The 19,023-nt window shown below is 69.3% G+C and carries 17 protein-coding genes; 4 read left to right on the top strand and 13 right to left on the bottom strand.

The annotated features are described in order from the left end of the window. The first annotated feature begins 85 nt into the window (after positions 1 to 85). Both irrA and T8K17_RS05860 read left to right on the top strand, forming a co-directional pair. Positions 86 to 502 carry an iron response transcriptional regulator IrrA gene (irrA, locus tag T8K17_RS05865; RefSeq protein ID WP_322333567.1) on the top strand — a complete coding sequence of 139 codons (417 nt, stop codon included), beginning with the start codon at positions 86 to 88 and terminating at the stop codon, positions 500 to 502. Further along, complete coding sequence (locus T8K17_RS05860) at positions 499 to 921, top strand: rubrerythrin family protein (RefSeq protein WP_322333566.1); 423 nt, start codon at positions 499 to 501, stop codon at positions 919 to 921. Before irrA ends, T8K17_RS05860 begins: the two co-directional genes overlap by 4 nt. A 163-nt stretch (positions 922 to 1,084) precedes the next feature. On the opposite strand, the gene T8K17_RS05855 is transcribed toward T8K17_RS05860, so the two are convergent. From T8K17_RS05855 to T8K17_RS05810, 10 genes are all read right to left on the bottom strand, one after another. Continuing rightward, positions 1,085 to 1,387: a GIY-YIG nuclease family protein gene (locus T8K17_RS05855; protein WP_322333565.1), complete on the bottom strand. Its 303-nt coding sequence runs from the start codon at positions 1,385 to 1,387 to the stop codon at positions 1,085 to 1,087. Positions 1,388 to 1,559: 172 nt separating this feature from the next. Next, complete coding sequence (gene mutL, locus T8K17_RS05850) at positions 1,560 to 3,428, bottom strand: DNA mismatch repair endonuclease MutL (protein ID WP_322333564.1); 1,869 nt, start codon at positions 3,426 to 3,428, stop codon at positions 1,560 to 1,562. A 47-nt stretch (positions 3,429 to 3,475) separates the two neighbouring features. Then, the gene (locus T8K17_RS05845; RefSeq protein ID WP_322333563.1) at positions 3,476 to 4,783 is read right to left on the bottom strand and encodes a glucose-6-phosphate isomerase; all 1,308 of its coding nucleotides are present in this window, start codon (positions 4,781 to 4,783) and stop codon (positions 3,476 to 3,478) included. A gap of 66 nt (positions 4,784 to 4,849) precedes the next feature. After that, the gene (locus T8K17_RS05840) at positions 4,850 to 6,178 is read right to left on the bottom strand and encodes a pitrilysin family protein (RefSeq protein ID WP_322333562.1); all 1,329 of its coding nucleotides are present in this window, start codon (positions 6,176 to 6,178) and stop codon (positions 4,850 to 4,852) included. A gap of 5 nt (positions 6,179 to 6,183) precedes the next feature. Beyond that, positions 6,184 to 7,548 (bottom strand): pitrilysin family protein, encoded by a 1,365-nt coding sequence (locus T8K17_RS05835; RefSeq protein ID WP_322333561.1) that lies wholly within the window; start codon positions 7,546 to 7,548, stop codon positions 6,184 to 6,186. Positions 7,549 to 7,755: 207 nt separating this feature from the next. Next, complete coding sequence (locus T8K17_RS05830) at positions 7,756 to 8,367, bottom strand: DUF3035 domain-containing protein (protein WP_322333560.1); 612 nt, start codon at positions 8,365 to 8,367, stop codon at positions 7,756 to 7,758. Further along, positions 8,360 to 8,866, bottom strand: coding sequence for a signal peptidase II (lspA, locus tag T8K17_RS05825; RefSeq protein ID WP_322333559.1), 507 nt, complete (start codon positions 8,864 to 8,866; stop codon positions 8,360 to 8,362). The genes T8K17_RS05830 and lspA overlap by 8 nt, the downstream gene beginning before the upstream one ends. 7 nt (positions 8,867 to 8,873) lie before the next feature. Then, the gene (ileS, locus tag T8K17_RS05820; protein ID WP_322333558.1) at positions 8,874 to 11,696 is read right to left on the bottom strand and encodes an isoleucine--tRNA ligase; all 2,823 of its coding nucleotides are present in this window, start codon (positions 11,694 to 11,696) and stop codon (positions 8,874 to 8,876) included. 43 nt (positions 11,697 to 11,739) lie between these two features. After that, entirely contained in the window at positions 11,740 to 12,681 is a 942-nt protein-coding gene (locus tag T8K17_RS05815) for a bifunctional riboflavin kinase/FAD synthetase (RefSeq protein ID WP_322333557.1), read from the bottom strand. 19 nt (positions 12,682 to 12,700) lie between these two features. After that, positions 12,701 to 13,174 carry a MaoC family dehydratase gene (locus T8K17_RS05810; RefSeq protein ID WP_322333556.1) on the bottom strand — a complete coding sequence of 158 codons (474 nt, stop codon included), beginning with the start codon at positions 13,172 to 13,174 and terminating at the stop codon, positions 12,701 to 12,703. Between the two features lie 138 nt (positions 13,175 to 13,312). On the opposite strand from T8K17_RS05810, the gene T8K17_RS05805 reads away from it, so the two are divergent. Together T8K17_RS05805 and T8K17_RS05800 are read left to right on the top strand one after the other, a co-directional pair. Continuing rightward, positions 13,313 to 14,098 carry a biotin--[acetyl-CoA-carboxylase] ligase gene (locus T8K17_RS05805; protein WP_322333555.1) on the top strand — a complete coding sequence of 262 codons (786 nt, stop codon included), beginning with the start codon at positions 13,313 to 13,315 and terminating at the stop codon, positions 14,096 to 14,098. Positions 14,099 to 14,153: 55 nt separating this feature from the next. Further along, positions 14,154 to 14,954: a fumarylacetoacetate hydrolase family protein gene (locus T8K17_RS05800; RefSeq protein WP_322333554.1), complete on the top strand. Its 801-nt coding sequence runs from the start codon at positions 14,154 to 14,156 to the stop codon at positions 14,952 to 14,954. 443 nt (positions 14,955 to 15,397) lie between these two features. Here the strand turns inward: T8K17_RS05800 and T8K17_RS05795 are convergent, their stop codons facing one another. From T8K17_RS05795 to T8K17_RS05785, 3 genes are all read right to left on the bottom strand, one after another. Beyond that, a complete protein-coding gene (locus tag T8K17_RS05795; RefSeq protein ID WP_322333553.1) occupies positions 15,398 to 16,807 on the bottom strand; it encodes an amidase in 1,410 nt (469 codons plus the stop codon). Between the two features lie 71 nt (positions 16,808 to 16,878). Continuing rightward, positions 16,879 to 18,072 (bottom strand): 4-hydroxybenzoate 3-monooxygenase, encoded by a 1,194-nt coding sequence (pobA, locus tag T8K17_RS05790; RefSeq protein ID WP_322333552.1) that lies wholly within the window; start codon positions 18,070 to 18,072, stop codon positions 16,879 to 16,881. 83 nt (positions 18,073 to 18,155) lie between these two features. Continuing rightward, positions 18,156 to 18,905, bottom strand: coding sequence for an IclR family transcriptional regulator (locus tag T8K17_RS05785; RefSeq protein ID WP_322333551.1), 750 nt, complete (start codon positions 18,903 to 18,905; stop codon positions 18,156 to 18,158). Positions 18,906 to 19,023 lie beyond the last annotated feature (118 nt).

The following is a 19,023-nucleotide window of genomic DNA, read 5'->3' as shown; positions in this document are numbered from 1 at the left end:
GGGACGTCATGATAATCGTTTTGTTTCAACGCTTTTGGAACTCTATTGATCGGTTCCGCAAGCGAGAACTCGCAAGGTGCGCGCCATGATTTCACGACCGTTCGCCGCCGCCGTGGACACGCTGCGTGGGGCCGGCCTGCGTCCGACGCGCCAGCGCCTGTCGCTCGCCCGGCTGCTTTTCGACGGCGAGGACCGGCACGTGACGGCCGAGCAGCTGCACTCCCAGGCGGAGCGCAACGGCGTGCGGGTGTCCCTGGCCACGGTCTACAACACCCTGCATCAGTTCACCGATGCCGGCCTGCTGCGCGAGGTCGTGGTCGAGGCCGGGCGGTCGTATTTCGACACGAACACCCAGGGCCACCATCATTTCTTCGACGCGGCGACCGGCAGTCTGGTGGACATTCCGGCCGACCAGGTCTCGATCGGAGCCCTGCCCTCCGCCCCCGCCGGCGCGGAGATCGAGCGGGTCGACCTGATCGTGCGGATCCGGACCGCTTCATGACCGATCTCAAGGGATCGAAGACCGAAGAGAACCTGAAGAAGGCCTTCGCCAGCGAGGCGCAGGCGAATCGCCGCTATCTCTATTTCGCGCTGACCGCCGATATCGAGGGCTACAACGACATCGCCGCCGTGTTCCGCTCCACCGCCGAGGGCGAGACCGGCCACGCCCAGGGCCATCTGGAATACCTGGAGGAGGTCGGCGACCCGATGACCGGCGCGCCGATCGGCGAGACCGCCGCGAACCTGAAATCCGCCATCGCCGGCGAGACCCACGACGCGACCGAGATGTACCCGCAGATGGCCGAGCAGGCGCGTGCGGAGGGCTTCGACGAGATCGCCGACTGGTTCGACACCCTCGCCAAGGCGGAGACCAACCACATGGCGCGGTTCAAGAAGGCTCTTGAGTCGATGGAGGGGTGAAGAGCGATTCTCGCTTGAAACGACCCTTCGACACGCCCCCTGCGGGGGCTGCTCAGGGCGAGGTCATAGAAACCGCACCAGATATCCTTCACTTCACATCTCCATCCTCTCCGACCTCGCCCTGAGCAGCGTAGGCGAAGCCGGAGCGTGTCGAAGGGCCGTCTCAACCCGCGCGACCATGGTGCTGATAGCTCCGTGAGAACGCCTGAATGGCGTCCCAGTCACCGCAAATGAGCGCTTCCTTCTTGCGCCGGCTCCAGCCTTTGATCTGCTTCTCGACGTCGAACGCGTCGGTATGCCGCTCGAAGCTGTTGGCCCAGACCAGGGTCACGGGCAAGCGGCGGGCGGTGTAGCCGTCCACCGCGCCGGACAGATGCTCGCGAATCCGTTCGTCCAGCGGCTTGCGGGTCGAACCGACGTAGTACGACCCGTCAGCGCAGCGGAGCATGTAGACATGGGCGACCATGGCGGCGCTATGGAACGGCTAGGCCGCATAACCAGCCGGCCCTTCGACACGCTCCCGTTGGTCGCTGCTCAGGGCGAGGTCATTTGGGTTTGTTGAGAAACCTTATCCCAGCCATCCGACCTCGCCCTGAGCAGCCCCGCAGGGGCGTGTCGAAGGGCCGCCCTAAGCTCCCCTACCGCCGGCCGAACAGCCGTTCGATGTCGCTGAGCTTCAGCTCCACATAGGTCGGGCGGCCGTGGTTGCATTGGCCGGAATGGGGGGTCGCCTCCATCTGGCGCAACAGGGCGTTCATCTCCTCCGCGTTCAGCCGGCGCCCCGAGCGCACCGAGCCGTGGCAGGCCATGGTGCCGCACACGTCGGCCAGCCGGTCCTCCAGGGACAGGGCCGAATCGGTCTCCGCCAGATCCTCGGCCAGGTCGCGGACCAGCCCGGCGGCGTCGGTTTGGCCGAGCAAAGCCGGGACCTCGCGCACGACCACCGCCCCGGGGCCGAAGCCCTCCAGCACCAGACCCAGCGCCTCGAGCTCCGGCGCGCGGGAGACCAGCCGGTCGACCGCCGCCTCGTCCAGCTCCACCACCTCGGGCAGCAGCAGCGCCTGACGGGCGACGCCGCCGGCCGCCAGGGCTTCCTTCATGCGCTCGTAGACCAGCCGCTCATGGGCGGCATGCTGGTCGACGATGACCAGACCGTCTCCCGTCTGGGCGATGATGTAATTCGCATGGACCTGGGCCTTGGCCGCGCCCAGCGGGTGGTTGGGGTCGGGCTCAACCGGCATCGGGCCGGGCTGCTCGACCCGGGCCGCCGGCGCGCTGTCGAAGGCGAAGCCGCCGCCGGAACTCCGGCCGTCCGGCGCCTGCCAGGCGGCCTGGGCCTCGGCGAGACCCTGGGAGGGGTGCTGCGGGTAGCGGGTCGCCCAGGAGGCGCTCGCCCCGGAATGCGGCCGCGGATAGCCGCCCTGATACGGTCCCTCTTGCGGCCGGAAGGCGCCCAGGGTGGCGGTGCCGACGGTGGTCGAGGCTCGGTGCCCGGCCTCGGCCAGGGCGTGCTTCAGGGCGCCGACGATCAGACCGCGCACCAGACCGGCATCGCGGAACCGCACCTCGGTCTTGGCCGGGTGGACGTTCACATCCACCTCCTCGGCCGGCAGGTCGAGGAACAGGGCGACCATCGGATGGCGGTCGGAGGAGATGAAATCCATATAGGCGCCGCGCACCGCCCCGAGCAGCAGCTTGTCGCGCACCGGGCGGCCGTTGACGAACAGGAACTGCTGGGCGCTGGTCCGCTTGTGCAGGGTCGGCAGGCCGGCGTGGCCGGTGAGCCGGTAGCCGGAGCGCTCGGCGTTCACCGCCAGGGCGTTGTCCTCGAACTCCCGGCCGAGAATGGCGCCGAGGCGGGCCAGCCGCGCCCGGTACGGATCGTCGCCGGTGGCGAGGTCCGGCGCGGCGGCCAGGTCGAGCAGGGTGCGGCTGCCGTCGCCGAGGGAGAAGGCCACCTCCGGATGCGCCATGGCCAGGCGCTGGATGATCTCCACCGCGTGGCCCTGCTCGGTGCGGGGCGCCTTCAGGAACTTCAGGCGGGCCGGGGTGGCGAAGAACAGGTCGCGCACCTCCACCCGTGTGCCGGCGGTCAGGGCGGCGGGTTCCGGCGGCGACAGGCGCCCACCCTCGACCCGGATGCGCCAGGCAGTGTCGCCGCCGCGGGCGCGCGAGGTGATCGATAGCCGGCTGACGGCGCCGATGGACGGCAGCGCCTCGCCGCGGAAGCCGAGGGTCGAGATGTGGGTGAGGTCGTCGTCGGGCAGCTTGGAGGTGGCGTGGCGCTCCACCGCCAGGGAGAGGGCGCCGTCATCCATGCCGCAACCGTCGTCGGAGACCTGGATCAGGGTCCGGCCGCCGTCGCGCAGCACGATGTCGATGCGCCGCGCCCCGGCGTCGAGCGCGTTCTCCACCAGCTCCTTCAGGGCGCTGGCCGGCCGCTCCACCACCTCGCCGGCGGCGATCTGGTTGACCAGCGTCTCCGGCAGGCGCCGCAGCGTCGGCATCGGGGACGCGCCTGAGGAGCCTACAACGCTGCCGGCCCCTTCGGGCATCAGGTCGCCTCGCGCAGGAACTGCCGGGCGAGCACCTTGCTTTCCTCGACCGCCGGCTGGTCGAAGGCGTCGATGCCGAGCATCTGGGCGGCGGCGATGGTCTCCAGGATGAACTGCATCATCAGCCCGCCCATCACCTCTTCGTTCAGGGTGTTGAAGCGGATCACCCGGGTCGGGCAGCCGTTCTTGATCAGGGTGTCGATGGTCGCCCGCTGCTCCGCCGCCATCAGGTCGCCCATGGTGCGGCCGACCAGATAGTCGAGGGCGCCCGCCGCCGACCCGGCGATCTCCGGGCGCACCCGTCCGCCGCGGCCGCGAGGGTCGCTGCAGATCACGGTGAACAGCTTGTCGCGCGGGCCGGCGAGGTAGAGCTGCATCTGGCTGTGCTGGTCGACGGCGCCGAGGGCGTTGACCGGGGTCGTGCCGTGGCCGTCCTTGCCCAGGCTCTCGGCCCAGAGCTGGCGGAACCAGAAGGACAGCCGGTCGAGCCGATCCACATAGGGCAGCAGCACGGTCTGATTGACGCCGTGGTCACGGGCGAGCGCCACGTTGATGGCCGCGCCGGCGATGGCCGGATCGTCCAGCGGGTTCTCCGCCGAGAGGGCGGCGTCCAGCATCGCGGCGGCCCCCCGGCGTACCCCTTCCACGTCGACGCCGGCGATGGCGGCCGGCAGCAGGCCGGTGACGGACAGGGCGGAGAACCGGCCGCCGACCTTGGGGTCGTGTTCCAGGCAGAACAGCCCGTGTTCCGAGGCGATGCGGCGCAGCGGATTGTCGGTCGCCTCGGCGATGCAGGTGATGTGGGTACCCAGGTTCTCGCTGCCGATCCGCTCGATCAGCCGGTCGATGACGATCAGGAGCTGGGTCAGGGTCTCCGCCGTGCCGCCGGACTTGGAGATCGCCAGGAAGCCGGTGCGGCCCATGTCGAGACGGGCGAGCCGCGAATCGAAGCCGATCGGGTCGATATTGTCGAGGAAATGGACCCTCGGGCCGGTCACCCCGCCGCCATCCACCAGGCCGCAGAGGGTCGCCCCACCCAGGGACGAGCCGCCGATGCCCAGCACCACCACGTCGTCATAGAGCGAGCGGTAGCGGTCGACGATCGGCTTCCAGGCGACGATGTCGTCGCGCCGTCCGGGCAGGGTGAGGATCGGCAGGCTGCCGTCCCTGCGCCGCGCCCGGATGAAGTCGAGCGCGGCACCGCCGGCCTCGCCCATCGCCTCGAACGTGTCGCGCGGCAGCCCGGCGGCCGTCTTGTGCGCGAAGCAGGCGTCTATGTCGTTGGCGATCGGCAGGTCGTGCAGCATCCGGCTCTCCTTGTCCCGTTAAGGTAGTCGATCGCCGCCCGTTCCGTCATCCATCCTCCTGCGGCCTCATCCGCCGGAGGCCGGCGCCGCAGGCGCGATCCCCTCCGGTTGACCGGCCACGACCACCGTCAATTCCGTCGCGCGGTAGAGTTTTGCCGCGACCCGGCGGGCATCGGCCAGGGTGATGCCGCCATAGACCTCCTCCAACCGGTCGAGATAGTCGATCGGCCGCTCGTTCTCCTGCAGGGAGACCAGGATCGAGGCGATCCCGTCCGAATCGGTCAGGCTGAGCGGGAAGGAGCCGAGCAGATAGGTGCGGGCGTCGTCCAGCTCCTCCTGAGTCGGGCCGTGCTCGGCCATGCGGGCCCATTCCTCGCGGACCAGCGACACCGCCTCGGCCACCCGCGCGTTCTGCGAGGCGAGGCCGCCCATCACCATCGGCGAATGCTCCAGCGGCAGCAGATAGGCCCACACGCCATAGACCAGCCCGCGCTTCTCGCGGATCTCCTCCATCAGGCGCGAGCCGAAGCCGCCGGCCATCATCCGGTTCAGCAGGTTGGCGGTGAACCAGTCCGGATCCTCGCGGTCGATGCCGGACTGGCCGAACACCACGACCGACTGGGGGATCTTCAGGTCGACGACGATGGTCTCGCCGTCATGCACCGGCACCGTATCCTCGACCACCGGCGCCTTGGACGTCTCCGGGAGGCCGCCGAACACCGTATCGAGCAGTTTGCTCAGATCCTCGGCGCCGATATCGCCCACCGCGCCGATCACCAGGTCCTCGCGGGCCAGAACAGCGTCGGTGAAGGCGCGCAGGTCCTCCACCGTCACCGCCGCCACGCTCTCCAGCGTGCCGTCGCCCGACCGGCCGTAGGGATGGTCGGGGAAGCTGGTCGCCCACCAGGTCCGGCTGGCGATGGTCTGCGGGTCCTGCAGGCTGCGGCGCAGGGAGGCGGAGACCTGGGCGCGGATCCGCTCCACCGGCTCGGCATCGAAGCGCGGCTCGGTCAGGGCGAGCCGCAGCAGGTCGGCCGCCTTGTCGCGGGTCTCGGTCAGGGTGACCAGGCTTCCGGAAAAGCGGTCGGAGCGGCTGTTGAAGCGGATGCTGATCGAACTGTCCGCCAGCGCTTTCTGGAACGCCTCGGAATCCAGGTCGCCCGCTCCCTCGTCCAGCAGGCCGGAGACCAGGCGGGCCCGGCCCTCCTTGCCCTTCGGGTCGGCGGATTCCCCGCCGCGGAAGGAGAAGTTCAGGGAGAGGATCGGGTTGCGGTGGTCCTCCACCAGCCAGGCCTTGATGCCGCCCGGGCTGGTGACCGGCTGGATCTCCAGCGCCAGGGCGCTGCCCGGGGCCAGGACGAGGACGCAGAAGACAAGTCGAAGAAGGCTTTTCATGGCGCTCAGCTCCGGGGCTCGGGGCGCAGAATGCTGGTGACGGAGTGCTGGTCGACGAGGACCTCGCGCAGGGCCGTCACGACGTCGTCGGGGGTGACCGCACCGATACGCTCAGGCCAGTCCTCGACATCGGCGATCGTGCCGCCGGCGGCCAGGACCGTGCCGAACAGGCGGGCGGGGGCGAGGGAATCGTCGCGGGAGAAGATCGCACCGCGCTTCATCCGCTTCACCGCGGCGTCGACCTCTTCGGTGGTGACGCCGTCGCGCAGCAGCCGGGCGATCTCCGCCTCGACCGCGTCCTCCAGGTCCTCCACCGTCGCGTCCGCGCGCGGGCTGGCGTACACCGCGAAGGTCTGCGGGCCGAGGCCCGACGGCCCGTAGCCGGCGCCGGCATAGACCGCCTTGGCCTGCTCGACCACCAGGGCACGGTACAGCCGGCTGGTGCTGCCGCCGCCGAGAATCTCCGCCGCGACCTCCAGGGCCGGCGCCTTGGAGGTGTCGCCCCAGACCTCGCCGGGGGCGAGCCAGCGCCGCGACCAGCTCGGCTGATCCACGCGGGGATGGGTGCCCTCGACCCGTCGGGCCGCGAGCTGCGCCGGCTCACCGCCGCGCAGGGCCACCCGGTCGGGAACCTCGCGGGCGGGGATCTGCCCGTAGGTCTTCTCCGCGAGCTTGCGGACCTCGTCCGGCGTCACGTCGCCGGCGACCACCAGCACCGCGTTGTTCGGCGCGTACCAGGTCCGGTAGAACGCCTCGGCGTCCTCCTGGGTGAGGGCGGCGACCTCGTCCTCCCAGCCGATGATCGGAATACGGTAGGGGTAGGCGAGATACATGGCGGCGTTGACCTGCTCGCCATGCAGCGAGGACGGGTCGTTGTCGATGCGCGACCGGCGCTCCTCGCGGACCACCTCCAGCTCCGGAGCGATCTGGTCCGCCGGCAGCTTCAGGTTCGCCATCCGGTCGGCTTCCATCTCCATCATGTGGCCGAGATGCTGCTTGGCCACGTTCTGGTAGTAGCCGGTGTAGTCGTAGGAGGTGAAGGCGTTCTCCTGGCCGCCGATCCGCTTGATGATCGCCGAGAACTCGCCCGGCCCCATCGTGTCGGTGCCCTTGAACATCAGGTGTTCCAGGAAATGGGCGATGCCGGACTTGCCCTTGGGCTCGTCCGCCGCGCCGACCTTGTAGAACACCATGTGGCTGACCACCGGCGCCCGGTCGTTCTCGACCACCACCACCTGCAGGCCATTCGCCAGGGTGAAGGTGACCGGGTCGAACACCGCGGCCCGGGCGGGGGCCGCCAGGGCCAGAACGACGGTGAGAAGGAGGGTCGCAAGGCCGATCGGACGACCGGTCGGAAAGGGGAATCGCATCGCCGAAATTCTCCGTACGGGCAGCAGGCACCCGTCACACATGGCGGCCCGACACCGGTTCGTCAAACCGCCGCGACAGGGATCGGCGCCGCCGCGACCGCCGGAGCGGTCCAGGGTGCCGGGAACCGGGGGATACAACGGGGAGAATGAGGCGAATTCACGACCGGCGCGGGCCCGATCTGGGGCCGGCGCCGGTCGCCGTTCGGATCAGAACAGCCGCTGCAGCAGCCCTTCGCGATTCCGCGTGATCGTCGGCAGGTCGCCCTCGCTCGGCTTGCGGCCCAGGGCGGCGTTCTCCTGCAGGCGCTGCTGCTCCTTGGTGGCGTCGAGCAGCACGCCGGCCGGCGGCTCTTCCTTCCAGAACAGCAGCCGGTCGATCGGATAGCGGGTCTCGTAGACGTAGTCCCGGGTTTCCTGGTCCACCGTCTCGCGAATGCCCGGCTCGGCCTGGTCGACGCCGAGCTGCTGGCGGAACTTCGCCTCGCCGATCGAGTTGACGACCACCGGCGCTGCCGGAACCGCGTTCGGGTTCGTGGTTGAGGCGCGAGCCGACCGGCCGAGAATCCGCTCGGCGGCGGCATCGGTGGTCGAGCGTTCCTGGGGACGCTCCGCACCCGGCTTCGGCGGACGCAGGTCGTAGTTCGGTGGCAGCGCGAGCGGTGCGCGGGCCACCACCTGGAACTCGTCCGGCGGATCCTTGGTTTGGCCGAGCGCGTCGCGCAGCTGACCGCAGCCGCCCAGTCCGACGGCCAGAATGACCGCCAGCACGGCGGCCGGGACGATGCGGGCCACGCGCCCGAGGTCGACGGTATCACCCATCGTTTCCGTGTCCTCCCTCGGTCTTCCCTGTGCGGGTGCCGATGCCGAAGGCATCGAGCAGCAGAAGACCGACGCCTAAGGTAATCGCAGAATCCGCGATGTTGAAGGCCGGCCAATGCCAGCCGCCGTAATGCACGTCGATGAAATCGACGACTGCGCCGTATAGCATGCGGTCGATCACATTGCCGAATGCCCCGCCGATCACCGCGCCGAGCCCCAGAATCAGCGGCCAGGTGGTCGCCCGGGCGAGCCAGACGGCCATGAAGACGCAGACCAGGAGCGCGAATCCGCCGAGCAGCCAGGGGCCCCACGCGGACGTGTTCGACAGCAGGCCGAAGCTCACCCCCCGGTTCCACACCGGCACGAAGTCCAGGAACGGCAGAACCGGCACCCGCCGCGGCGGGTCGAACAGGACGGACAGGGCCCACAGCTTGGTCGCCTGGTCGGCAATGACGACCAGGACGCTCAGGCCAAGCCCCCGTGACAGCGCCCTATTCATCCCCCGCTCACTCCGCCGCGTCGACCAGACCGGACACCGCATCCTCGCAGCGGTCGCAGATCGGCTCGCCCACGGAGACCTCGGGCAGCACGCGCCAGCAGCGTTCGCATTTCTCGCCCTCGGCCGGGGTCGGGTCGCAGGCCACGCCCGCCACGTCCGGCAGACGATAGGCGCCGTCCGGTCCCTCGCCCTCGGTCAGGGTGGCGCCGGAGGTGATGAAGATCTCCGCCGCGTCCAGCCCTTCGAAGGCCGCCTTCTCGGCCGCCGACATATAGACGGTCGGCGCCGCCTGCAGGGACGAGCCGATGCGCTTCTCCGCCCGCTCCAGCTCCAGCGCACCGGTCACCACGCGGCGCACCGCGCGGATCTTCGCCCATTTCTCCGCCAGCGCCTCGTCGCGCCACTCGGCGGGAATGGTCGGGTAGGCCTGAAGATGGACGGAGTCGAACTCGCCGGTGTTGCGCGACCGCCAGGCTTCCTCGGCGGTGAAGACGCAGATCGGCGCCAGCCAGGTGGTCAGGCATTCGAACAGGGTGTTCATCACCGTGCGCACGGCCCGGCGCCGGTCGCTCTGGGGATCGTCGCAGTAGAGCGAGTCCTTGCGGATGTCGAAGTAGAAGGCCGACAGGTCGCTGGCGCAGAACTGGTGCAGGGTCAGGAACATGGTGTGGTAGTCGAAATCGTGGGTGCTCTGGCGCACCACGGCGTCGACTTCCGAGATCCGGTGCAGCACCCAGCGCTCCAGCTCGGGCATGCGCTCGGCCGGCAGAGCCTCGGCCGAGGTGTAGCCGTCGAGCGCGCCGAGCACGTAGCGCAGGGTGTTGCGCAGACGCCGGTAATGGTCGATCGCGTGCTTCAGGATGCCCGGGCCGACGCGCAGGTCCTCGGTGAAGTCGGAACTGACCACCCAGATGCGCAGGATGTCGGCGCCGCTCTCCTGGATCACCTCCAGCGGGTCAACGCCGTTGCCCAGCGACTTGGACATCTTGCGGCCGTCTTCGGCGTTGATGAAGCCGTGGGTCAGCACCGCTTCGTAGGGCGCGCGGCCGCGGGTGCCGCAGCCGACCAGAAGCGAGGAGTGGAACCAGCCGCGATGCTGGTCGGAGCCTTCCAGGTAGAGCTGGGCCGGCCAGGGCAGATCGGCCCAGGCCGGATCGTCGGACTCCAGCACGAAGGCATGGGTCGAGCCGCTGTCGAACCAGACATCGGCGATGTCGGAGACCTGCTCGTAGTCCTTGGGATCGTAGTCCGACCCCAGGAAGCGCGACGGGTCGCTGGAGAACCAGGCATCCGCCCCTTCCTTTTCGAAGGCCTCGGCCACCCGGTCGATCACCGCCTGGTCGCGCAGCGGCTCGCCGGTCTCCTTGGAGACGAAGACCGGGATCGGCACGCCCCAGGCGCGCTGGCGGCTGATGCACCAGTCCGGCCGGGTCTCGATCATGCCGCGCAGCCGGTTCTGGCCGGCGGCGGGCACGAAGCGGGTCTCGTCGATCGCCTTCAGCGCCTTGTCCCGCAGCCCCGTGGTCTCCATGGAGATGAACCACTGGGAGGTGTTGCGGAAGATCAGCGGCGCCTTGGAGCGCCAGGAATGGGGGTAGGAGTGCTTGACCTTGCCCCGCGCCACCAGACCGCCATGGTCGCGGATGATGGCCGCGATCTTCATGTTGTCCTCGAGCACGTGCATGCCGGCGAACAGCGGCACGTGGTCGTAGAACACGCCGTCGTCGCCGACGGTCTGCGGCACCTCCAGATCGTGCGCCTTGCCCAGGACGAAGTCGTCGGCGCCATGGCCCGGCGCGATGTGCACGAAGCCGGTGCCGGCGTCGTCGGTGGCGAAGTCGGCGGCCAGCGCCGGCACGTCGTAGTCGTAGCCCTGGCCGCGCAGCGGATGGGCGCAGACCGTGCCGGCGATGTCGGCGCCCTTGAGGCTCGCCAGTTCCTTCAGCGCGGTGATCTTGGTCTGCGCCTTGAAGTCGTCCAGCAGGGCGCGGGCGACCACCAGCTTCTCGCCGACGACGGCCAGGCTGTTCTCGGCCACCTCGGTCGGCTCGACCACCACGTAGTCGATGTCCTCGCCATAGGCGACCGCCCGGTTGCCCGGCATGGTCCAGGGGGTGGTCGTCCAGATGACGATCGCCGCTCCCTCCAGCGCCGGATTGCCGGCTTTGATCACCGGGAAGCGCACATGGATCGTGGTCGAGGTGTGGTCGTGATACTCGACCTCGGCATCGGCCAGCGCGGTCTTCTCCACCACCGACCACATGACCGGTCGCGCGCCCTTGTACAGGCTGCCGTCCATCAGGAACTTGCCGATCTCGCGGGCGATCTGCGCCTCGGCCTTGAAGGTCATCGTGGTGTAGTAGTGGTCCCAGTCGCCGGTCACGCCCAGGCGCTTGAACTCCTCGCGCTGGGTGTCGATCCACTGGTCGGCGAACTCGCGGCACTGGCGGCGGAACTCGACCACCGGCACGGCGTCCTTGTCCTTGCCCTTGGAGCGGTAGTCCTCCTCGATCTTCCATTCAATCGGCAGACCGTGGCAGTCCCAGCCCGGGACGTAATGGGTGCGCTTGCCGGCCATATGCTGGGTGCGGTTCACCAGATCCTTGAGGATCTTGTTCAGCGCGTGGCCCATGTGCAGGTGGCCGTTCGCGTAGGGCGGGCCGTCATGCAGGATGAACGGCTCGGCCCCCTTGCGGACCTCGCGGATGCGCCGGTCGAGGTCGATCTCCTTCCACCAGGCGAGAATCTCCGGCTCGCGCTTCGGCAGGCCGGCGCGCATGGGAAAGTCCGTCTTCGGCAGGAAAACCGTGCTCTTATAGTCCGTCGTCATCTCGAACGTCCGTGTCGTTGGGGAGCCGGGATCCCGGGGCGGATCAATGCCCCAACAGTTCCCGCGCCTGAGCCGCATCGGCGCCGATCTGCGCCGTCAGCTCGTCCAGGCCGCCAAACTTCCGCTCCGGCCGGATAAAGTCAACCAATCTCACACGGAGATCGCGGCCGTAGAGGTCGATTTCCCGGTCGAACAGATGAACCTCGAGCAGCACGCCGCGGTCGTTGACCGTCGGCCGGATGCCGAGATTGGCCACGCCGGGCATCCAGGCGCCCGCCCGCTCGCCGCCCGTCAGCATGGCCCGGATCGCATAGACGCCCAGGCGCGGGCAGAGCAGGTCGCCCAGGCGCAGGTTGGCGGTGGGGAAGCCGATGGTCCGGCCGCGCTTGTCCCCCTCTTCCACCGTCGCCGTGATCTCCCACGGTGCGCCGAGCAGGGAGGCGGCCCCGCGCGGATCGCCCTCCATCAGGCACTGGCGGATGCGCGACGACGAGTAGACCGCGCCGTCGCTCTCGTGCACGGCGGCGACCTTGGTGGCGCCGAACCCCTTCTGGGAGGCGCGCTCCACCAGCATGTCCGGGGTGCCGCGCCGGCGGTGGCCGAAGTTGAAGTCGTAGCCGATCACCACATGGCGCAGGCCGAGCCGGCCGAGCAGCACGTCGTCGATGAACGCCTCGGCACTGAGCTGGGCGAAGTCCTTGTTGAAGGGGATCTCGAACAGGGTGTCGACGCCCAGATCCTCCAGCCGCGAGGCCCTGCCCTTCGACGTGCTCAGCCGGAACGGGTCCAGGTTGGCCTGGAAGAACTGGCGCGGATGCGGCTCGAAGGTCACCACCGAGAGCGGTGCGTGCAGGTCGCCGGCGATCCGGGCCGCCTCGCCGATCACGGCGCGGTGGCCGAGATGGACGCCGTCGAAATTGCCGATGGCCGCCACCGATCCCCGATGGCGGGGCTCCACGGCGTCTAGCGAACGCAGGATTTCCACTGAACTGCCTTTCCGACCGTCAGGCCGCCTGGCTCGCCGCGCGCGACGGGACCAGGATGGTGGCATCGCCGTCGATCACCACCGTCCGGTCGACCCGGCAGCGCGAGCGGAAGGCGACCCGCTTCTTCTCGTGATTGATCTCGGTGACCTCCACCGTGGTCGTCACGGTGTCGCCGATCCGCACCGGGGCGAGGAAGCGCAGGGTCTGGGAGATGTAGACCGAGCCCTTGCCCGGCATCTGGGTCCCGAACACCTTGGAGATGAAGGCCGCCCCCAACATGCCATGGGCGATCCGGCCCTTGAACATGGTGGTCTTGGCGTATTCCTCGTCGATATGCAGCGGGTTGTGATCGCCGGAGACCTCGGCGAACTGCTCGATCATGTCCTCGGTGACCACCCGGTCATAGACCGATGTCATGCCGACACTGAGGTCTTCGAGGAAGTACTGGCCAACCTCTTGGGGGCCCACTTCCCCGTCCTTGCTCTCACTCATGCCGCCCCTCTCCCGGGATGTCGGCCGCATTTGCTGCAGCGCGAAATTTTCCGCGCGGACTATACAGGCCGTACCCGGCACCCTCAAGCGAGGGCGATCCGGCTTGATCGGGGGCGCCGGCCGTGCGATCCGGCGGCCATGAACGCACCGAGCCCATCCATCATCGATCTCGACACCGTCGACAGCACCAACCTGGAAGCCCGCCGGCGGATCGCCGACGGACGCATCGCCGACGGCACCATCGTCACCGCCCGCGAGCAGACCGGCGGACGGGCGCGGCGCGGCCGGAGCTGGACCAGCCCGAAAGGCAATCTCTACTGGACGCGCGTCGCCTTTCCGCAGCCCGGCTGGCCGCCGGTCTGGGGCCTGTCCATGGTCTGCGGGCTGGCGGTGCTCGACCTCGCCCGCGCCGCATTGCCGGCCGACGTGCCGGTCGCCCTGAAATGGCCGAACGACGTGCTGGTGGCCGGCGGCAAGCTGGCCGGCATCCTGCTGGAGAGCGGCGACGGGGACGGCCGCCCCTGGGTGATCTGCGGGATCGGCGTCAATCTGGTCTTCTCGCCCCCCACCGGGCAGCTCTACGCCGCCGCCGACCTGCTGTCCCAAGGGGCGGTGGAGATCGACCGGGACCGGGCGGTGCACGATCTGGCGGGGCATTTCGACCGCCGGCTGTCGGCCTATCTGGACGGCGGGCTGCCGGCGATCCGGGCAGCAGTCATGGAACATCTGGCCGGGATCGGCGGTCCCATCATTGCGCGCATCACCGACGACCCGGCGGACGACGTGACCGGCACCCTGCGCGGCCTCGACGACCAGTGCCGGGCCGAGATCGTCACCGCCGACGGCACGGTACGGGCGATTTCCGCCGGCGACCTGTTTTTCGGAGCGCCGTCTCCGTCGCCCGACCGTCAGCAGCCGGGGTGACATCGCCGCCGACGCGTCGTACGTAAGCAGAACAACAATCCAAGGGAGTGCCGAGATGCCGATGCCCGAAGACATGGTGAAAGCCGCCGCCGCCACGCTCCAGGACCACCGGGCCCGCCAGGCAACCCTGGACGCCCTGCCCGACGGCCAGAAGCCGGAGGCGCTGGAGGACGGCTACGCCATCCAGGCCGAGCTGATCGAGATGCGCGCCGCCGACGGCGCCACCGCCATCGGCTACAAGATCGGCGCCACCAATGCCGGCGCCCGCGAACTGCTCGGCCTTCCGGACATGTTCTGGGGCGTCCTGCTCTCCACCATGACCACCGAGAGCCCGGCCGCCTTCCCGAGCAAGGACATGTATATCCGGGTCATCGAGCCGGAGATCGCCCTGCGCTTCGGCAAGCCGCTGGACGGGCTGAAGAAGACCATCACCGAGGAAGACGTGATCGACGCGGTGGACGCGGTGCTGCCGGCCATCGAGATCGTCGACACCCCGTTCGGCGCCGGCTGGACCAAGGCGGGCGGCGCCTCGCTGATCGCCGATGACGGCGCCCACGGCTTCTGGATCATGGGCGCGCCGGTGGACGGCGCGAAGGACATGAACCTGCTCGACCTCGCCGTGACCCTGACCGCCGACGGCCAGTCCGTGCGCGAGGGCAAGGGCGGCAACGTGGAGAACGGCCCCTACGCGGTGACCGCCTGGCTGGTGAACGAGCTGGCCAAGCACGGCAAGTCGATCGCGGCGGGCGAATACGTGACCACGGGCTCCACCACCCCGCCCTACCCGGCCCAGCCGAACGAGACGATCGTGGCCGATTACGGGCCGCTGGGCAAAGTGACGGTGGATTTCACCTGAGCTGAGGGTCTGGGGGTGGGATACTCGCCTACCCCCTCCCACACTCCCCGGCCCCGTGCCGCGGCCCACGGTTCATCGGCACGAACGCCGGGTTGGACATCCCATAGGCTGAACCGCCTTCCTACGTAGGCCCGGACCACGTCCGGGGAGGGCGTTCGGGTTTTGGGTGTGGAGGCAACCGGCCCTTCGACACGCTCCCTGCGGGAGCTGCTCAGGGCGAGGTCATTCCTCATAGTCTTCCTTTCGACCACACCCTGAGCCCATTCCAACTTTCGACCTCATCCTGAGAGGCCTCGGCCCGAGCCGGGGCGTGTCGAACGGTCGGCTGCTTCATTTCGACCTCATCCTGAGCAGCCCCGTCCCGGACTTGATCCGGGACGGGGCGTGTCGAAGGGCGGGGCGTGTCGAAGGGCGGGGCGTGTCGAAGGGTCGGCGAGAAGATCTCAGCTTCCCACGCGGGGATCGATGGGGATGCCGGACTTGATCGCCGCCGCCGTCTCGTAGAGCGCCGCCGCACTCAGCAGGTCGGCCTCGCCGCGCGGCTTGCCGGCGATCTGCAGGCCCACCGGCAGGCCGCCTTCGGTGAAGCCCGCCGGGACCGACAGCGCCGGGCAGGCGGCACAGGTGAAGGCATAGGCCACCGTGCACCACTCGATATAGTTCGAGAAGGTGACCCCGTTGCATGCCTCCACGTAGCGGTGCTCGACCGGATAGGGCGGCACGATGGTGGCCGGCGACAGCACCAGGTCGTAGGTCCGGAAGAACTGCTCCACCCGATGATACAGACGGCCGCGGGCGAGTTCCGCCTTGGCGATCTCGTCCATGGTGAGCTCGAGACCCTTCTCGATGTTCCAGATCACCTCCGGCTTCAGCAGGTCGCGGTGCTTCTCCAGCAGGGTCTTCTTGCCGGCGGCGAACTGCATGGCGCGCAGGGTCTGGAACACGAGCTGGACGTCGCTGAAATCCGGGCTCGCCTCCTCGACGATGCAGCCCATGTCCTCGAACACCTTGGCCGCCTTCTCGACGATCGCGGCGACCTCCTTGTCCACCGGGGTGATGCCGCCGAGATCGACGCTCAGCGCCACCCGCTTCGGCATGCGCTTCGCCTTGACCGCGTCGGTGAAGGACTCCGCCGGTCGGGCGAGCGAGATCGGGTCGACCGGGTGCTGACCCGCCATGGCGTCGAGCATCAGGGCCACATCCGGCACGTTGCGCGCCATCGGCCCGTCCACCGACATCATGCCGAAAGGCAGGTCGGAGGGGCCGTGGGCGACCCGGCCGGGGGTCGGCCGGAAGCCGACGATGCCGCAGAAGCTGGCCGGATTGCGCAGGCTGCCGCCGAGATCGGAGCCCGAGGCCAGCCACGCCGTGCCCGACGCCAGGGCCGCCGCCGAGCCGCCGGAGGATCCGGCCACGCTGCGCGAGGTGTTCCAGGGGTTCACCGTGCGGCCGAACACCTCGTTGAAGGTATTGGCGCCGGCGCCGAATTCCGGGGTGTTGGACTTGGCGTAGACCACCCCGCCCTCGGCCTCCAGCATCTGCACCAGGATGTCGGAGCTTTCCGGCACGTTGTCCTTGTAGATCGGCGAGCCGTAGGTGGTCAGCACGCCTTCCGTCGCCGTCAGGTCCTTGATCGCCACCGGCAGGCCGGCCAGCACGCTGTCCTTGGAGGCAGCCGACGCGTGCTCGCGGGCTCGGTCGAAGCACAGGGTCGGCAGGGCGTTGATCGTGCCGTCGACCGCCTCGATGCGCTGCTCCAGCGCGTCCAGAAGGTCGCCGGTGGTGACCTCGCCCTTCTTCAGCAGGCCGACGATTTCGGTGGCGGTCTTCGGGATCAGGTCGGCGACGGACATGGATATGAGCTCCGATTCGGTGGGGCCGCTATCGGACATCGCCCGTCCCGGAATGGCAACCGCCGGAATCGTCAGGCGGCGGTTCTGGGATCGACGAAGGGCAGGCCGACGTAGTTTTCCGCCAACGTCTTCTGCGCGCTCTCCGATTCCATCAGGTACTCCAGCTCCGCCCGGTGCACCCGGCGCTCGAAGGCCGGCTCGTTGTCGAAACTGTGGAGCTGGGTGGAGAACCACCAGGAGAAGCGCTGCACCTTCCAAACCCGCGCCAGGCAGGCGGCACTGTAGCCGTCGATCCCGACGGTCGAGCCGGACTTGAACAGGTCGATCAGCGCCCAGGACAGGATGCGCACATCGGCGGCGGCGAGGTTCAGACCCTTGGCGCCGGTCGGCGGCACGATATGGGCGGCGTCTCCCGCCAGGAACAGCCTTCCATGGCGCATCGGCTCGGCGACGAAGCTGCGCAGCGGCGCCACACTCTTCTCGATCGACGGACCGGTATGCAGCGCCGCCCCGGCCGCATCCCCGAACCGGGTCTTCAGCGCGTCCCAGAGCCGCTCGTCCGGCCAGTCGGCCACGTCGGTGTCGAGCGGGCACTGGATGTAGTAGCGGCTACGGGTCTCGCTGCGCATGGAGGCGAGCGCGAACCCGTCGCGATGGGTGGCGTAGATCAGCTCGTGGCTGACCGGCGGCACGTCGGCCAGGATGCCGAGCCAGCCGAACGGATAGGCCCGCTCGTAGGTCCGCAGCACACCATCGGGCATGCTCTTGCGCGACACCCCGTGGAACCCGTCGCAGCCGGCGATGGCCTCGCACTCGAGGGTATGGATCTCGCCGTCCGTCTCGTAGGTGACCCGGGGCCGGTCGGTGTCGATGTCGTGCAGGGCGACATGCGCCGCCTCGAAGATCAGCGGCGCCCCCTGAGCCAGCCTGGCGTTGATCAGGTCCTTGGTCACCTCGGTCTGGCCGTAGACCGTGACCGTCTTGCCGCCGGTCAGCCCCTCCAGGTCGATGCGGTGGCGGCTGCCGTCGATGCAGATGTCGAATCCGGTATGGACCAACCCCTCGGCCTTCAGGCGGCTGCCGACTCCGGCCTCCACCAGCAGGTCGACGGTCCCCTGCTCCAGCACCCCGGCACGGATCCGGCCCTCCACATGGTCGCGGGACTGGCGCTCCAGGATGACCGTGTCGATGCCGGCCAGGTGGAGAAGCTGGCCGAGCAGCAGCCCGGCCGGCCCGCTGCCGATGATCGCAACCTGTGTCCGCATCCGCACATCCCTCTCGTCCCCGTTCCAGATCCGCCGCTCCCCAGCCCGCATCGTGGCCGGCAAGGGGGGCGCGGCGGGGGCAGCTAACGCTCCAGATTGAGCCCGATCTTCGCCGCCGTGGCCATCACCATCTCGGCCAGCACTGGCAGCCTTGCGTCGGGGAAGCGCGCCGCCGGGCCGGTCACGCTGATCGCCCCGACCACCCGGCCATGGCGGCGGATCGGCGCGCCGACGCAGCGCACCCCCGGATTGCGCTCCTCGTCGTCGACCGCATAGCCGCGCGCCCGGCAGACGGCGAGGTCGCGCCGCAGCCGTCCCCGGTCGGCGATCGTGTTCGGCCCGAAGCGGGGCAGCGCGCCGTCGGCATGCAGGTCGGCGAGCAGCCGGTCGGCCTCCGCCTCGCCGAGGGCGGAGAGGATGGCCTTGCCGGTGCTGGTGCAGTGGGGAGGCTCGCGCTCGATGCGGACGATCTCGTTGCGCGCCCCCTCCATCTCCCGGCGCTCGATGGACACCACGTTGTGGCCGTCGAACACGCAGATATGGACCGCCTCGCCGCTCTGGTTGGCGAGGGTCTCCGCCGGGACGCGGGCGTGGCCCATGAGGTCGATGTCGGCCAGCACCACCCCGCCCAGGGCCAGCAGCCGGAAGCCCAGCCGGTAGGCGTCGCGCCGGCCGTCCTGGACCAGGAAGCCGATCTCGCGCAGGGCGGCGAGTTGGCGGTGCACCGTCGTCTTGGGCAGGCCGGTGCGCTCGGCGATCTCGGCCAGGGTCAGCCGGCGGTCCTCCCGGGTGAAGCAGTCGAGCACGGCGGAGGTCTTGCGCAGGGACTTCATCTCTCGCCGGGCTCGCAGGCTGTTCCGGATATCGGAATTGATGGAACGCCACCGTTCTCCGCGACGCAAGAGGCGGCGAAGATCCGGTCGATCAACCCCGGTACCGGCCGCCCCATTC

This window comes from Thalassobaculum sp. OXR-137, assembly GCF_034377285.1.
Lineage (GTDB): Bacteria > Pseudomonadota > Alphaproteobacteria > Thalassobaculales > Thalassobaculaceae > Thalassobaculum.
The sequence above is the reverse complement of the archived record's forward strand: the minus strand, read 5'-3'. Positions and strand labels throughout refer to the sequence as shown.

What these genes read in the sequence shown, in the direction of transcription:
- irrA (WP_322333567.1), top strand. Translation starts at nt 86, where the DNA reads ATGATTTCACGACCGTTCGCCGCCGCCGTGGACACGCTGCGTGGGGCC.
- T8K17_RS05860 (WP_322333566.1), top strand. Translation starts at nt 499, where the DNA reads ATGACCGATCTCAAGGGATCGAAGACCGAAGAGAACCTGAAGAAGGCC.
- T8K17_RS05855 (WP_322333565.1), bottom strand. Translation starts at nt 1,387, where the DNA reads ATGGTCGCCCATGTCTACATGCTCCGCTGCGCTGACGGGTCGTACTAC.
- mutL (WP_322333564.1), bottom strand. Translation starts at nt 3,428, where the DNA reads ATGCCGACGCTGCGGCGCCTGCCGGAGACGCTGGTCAACCAGATCGCC.
- T8K17_RS05845 (WP_322333563.1), bottom strand. Translation starts at nt 4,783, where the DNA reads ATGCTGCACGACCTGCCGATCGCCAACGACATAGACGCCTGCTTCGCG.
- T8K17_RS05840 (WP_322333562.1), bottom strand. Translation starts at nt 6,178, where the DNA reads ATGAAAAGCCTTCTTCGACTTGTCTTCTGCGTCCTCGTCCTGGCCCCG.
- T8K17_RS05835 (WP_322333561.1), bottom strand. Translation starts at nt 7,548, where the DNA reads ATGCGATTCCCCTTTCCGACCGGTCGTCCGATCGGCCTTGCGACCCTC.
- T8K17_RS05830 (WP_322333560.1), bottom strand. Translation starts at nt 8,367, where the DNA reads ATGGGTGATACCGTCGACCTCGGGCGCGTGGCCCGCATCGTCCCGGCC.
- lspA (WP_322333559.1), bottom strand. Translation starts at nt 8,866, where the DNA reads ATGAATAGGGCGCTGTCACGGGGGCTTGGCCTGAGCGTCCTGGTCGTC.
- ileS (WP_322333558.1), bottom strand. Translation starts at nt 11,696, where the DNA reads ATGACGACGGACTATAAGAGCACGGTTTTCCTGCCGAAGACGGACTTT.
- T8K17_RS05810 (WP_322333556.1), bottom strand. Translation starts at nt 13,174, where the DNA reads ATGAGTGAGAGCAAGGACGGGGAAGTGGGCCCCCAAGAGGTTGGCCAG.
- T8K17_RS05805 (WP_322333555.1), top strand. Translation starts at nt 13,313, where the DNA reads ATGAACGCACCGAGCCCATCCATCATCGATCTCGACACCGTCGACAGC.
- T8K17_RS05800 (WP_322333554.1), top strand. Translation starts at nt 14,154, where the DNA reads ATGCCGATGCCCGAAGACATGGTGAAAGCCGCCGCCGCCACGCTCCAG.
- T8K17_RS05795 (WP_322333553.1), bottom strand. Translation starts at nt 16,807, where the DNA reads ATGTCCGTCGCCGACCTGATCCCGAAGACCGCCACCGAAATCGTCGGC.
- pobA (WP_322333552.1), bottom strand. Translation starts at nt 18,072, where the DNA reads ATGCGGACACAGGTTGCGATCATCGGCAGCGGGCCGGCCGGGCTGCTG.
- T8K17_RS05785 (WP_322333551.1), bottom strand. Translation starts at nt 18,905, where the DNA reads ATGAAGTCCCTGCGCAAGACCTCCGCCGTGCTCGACTGCTTCACCCGG.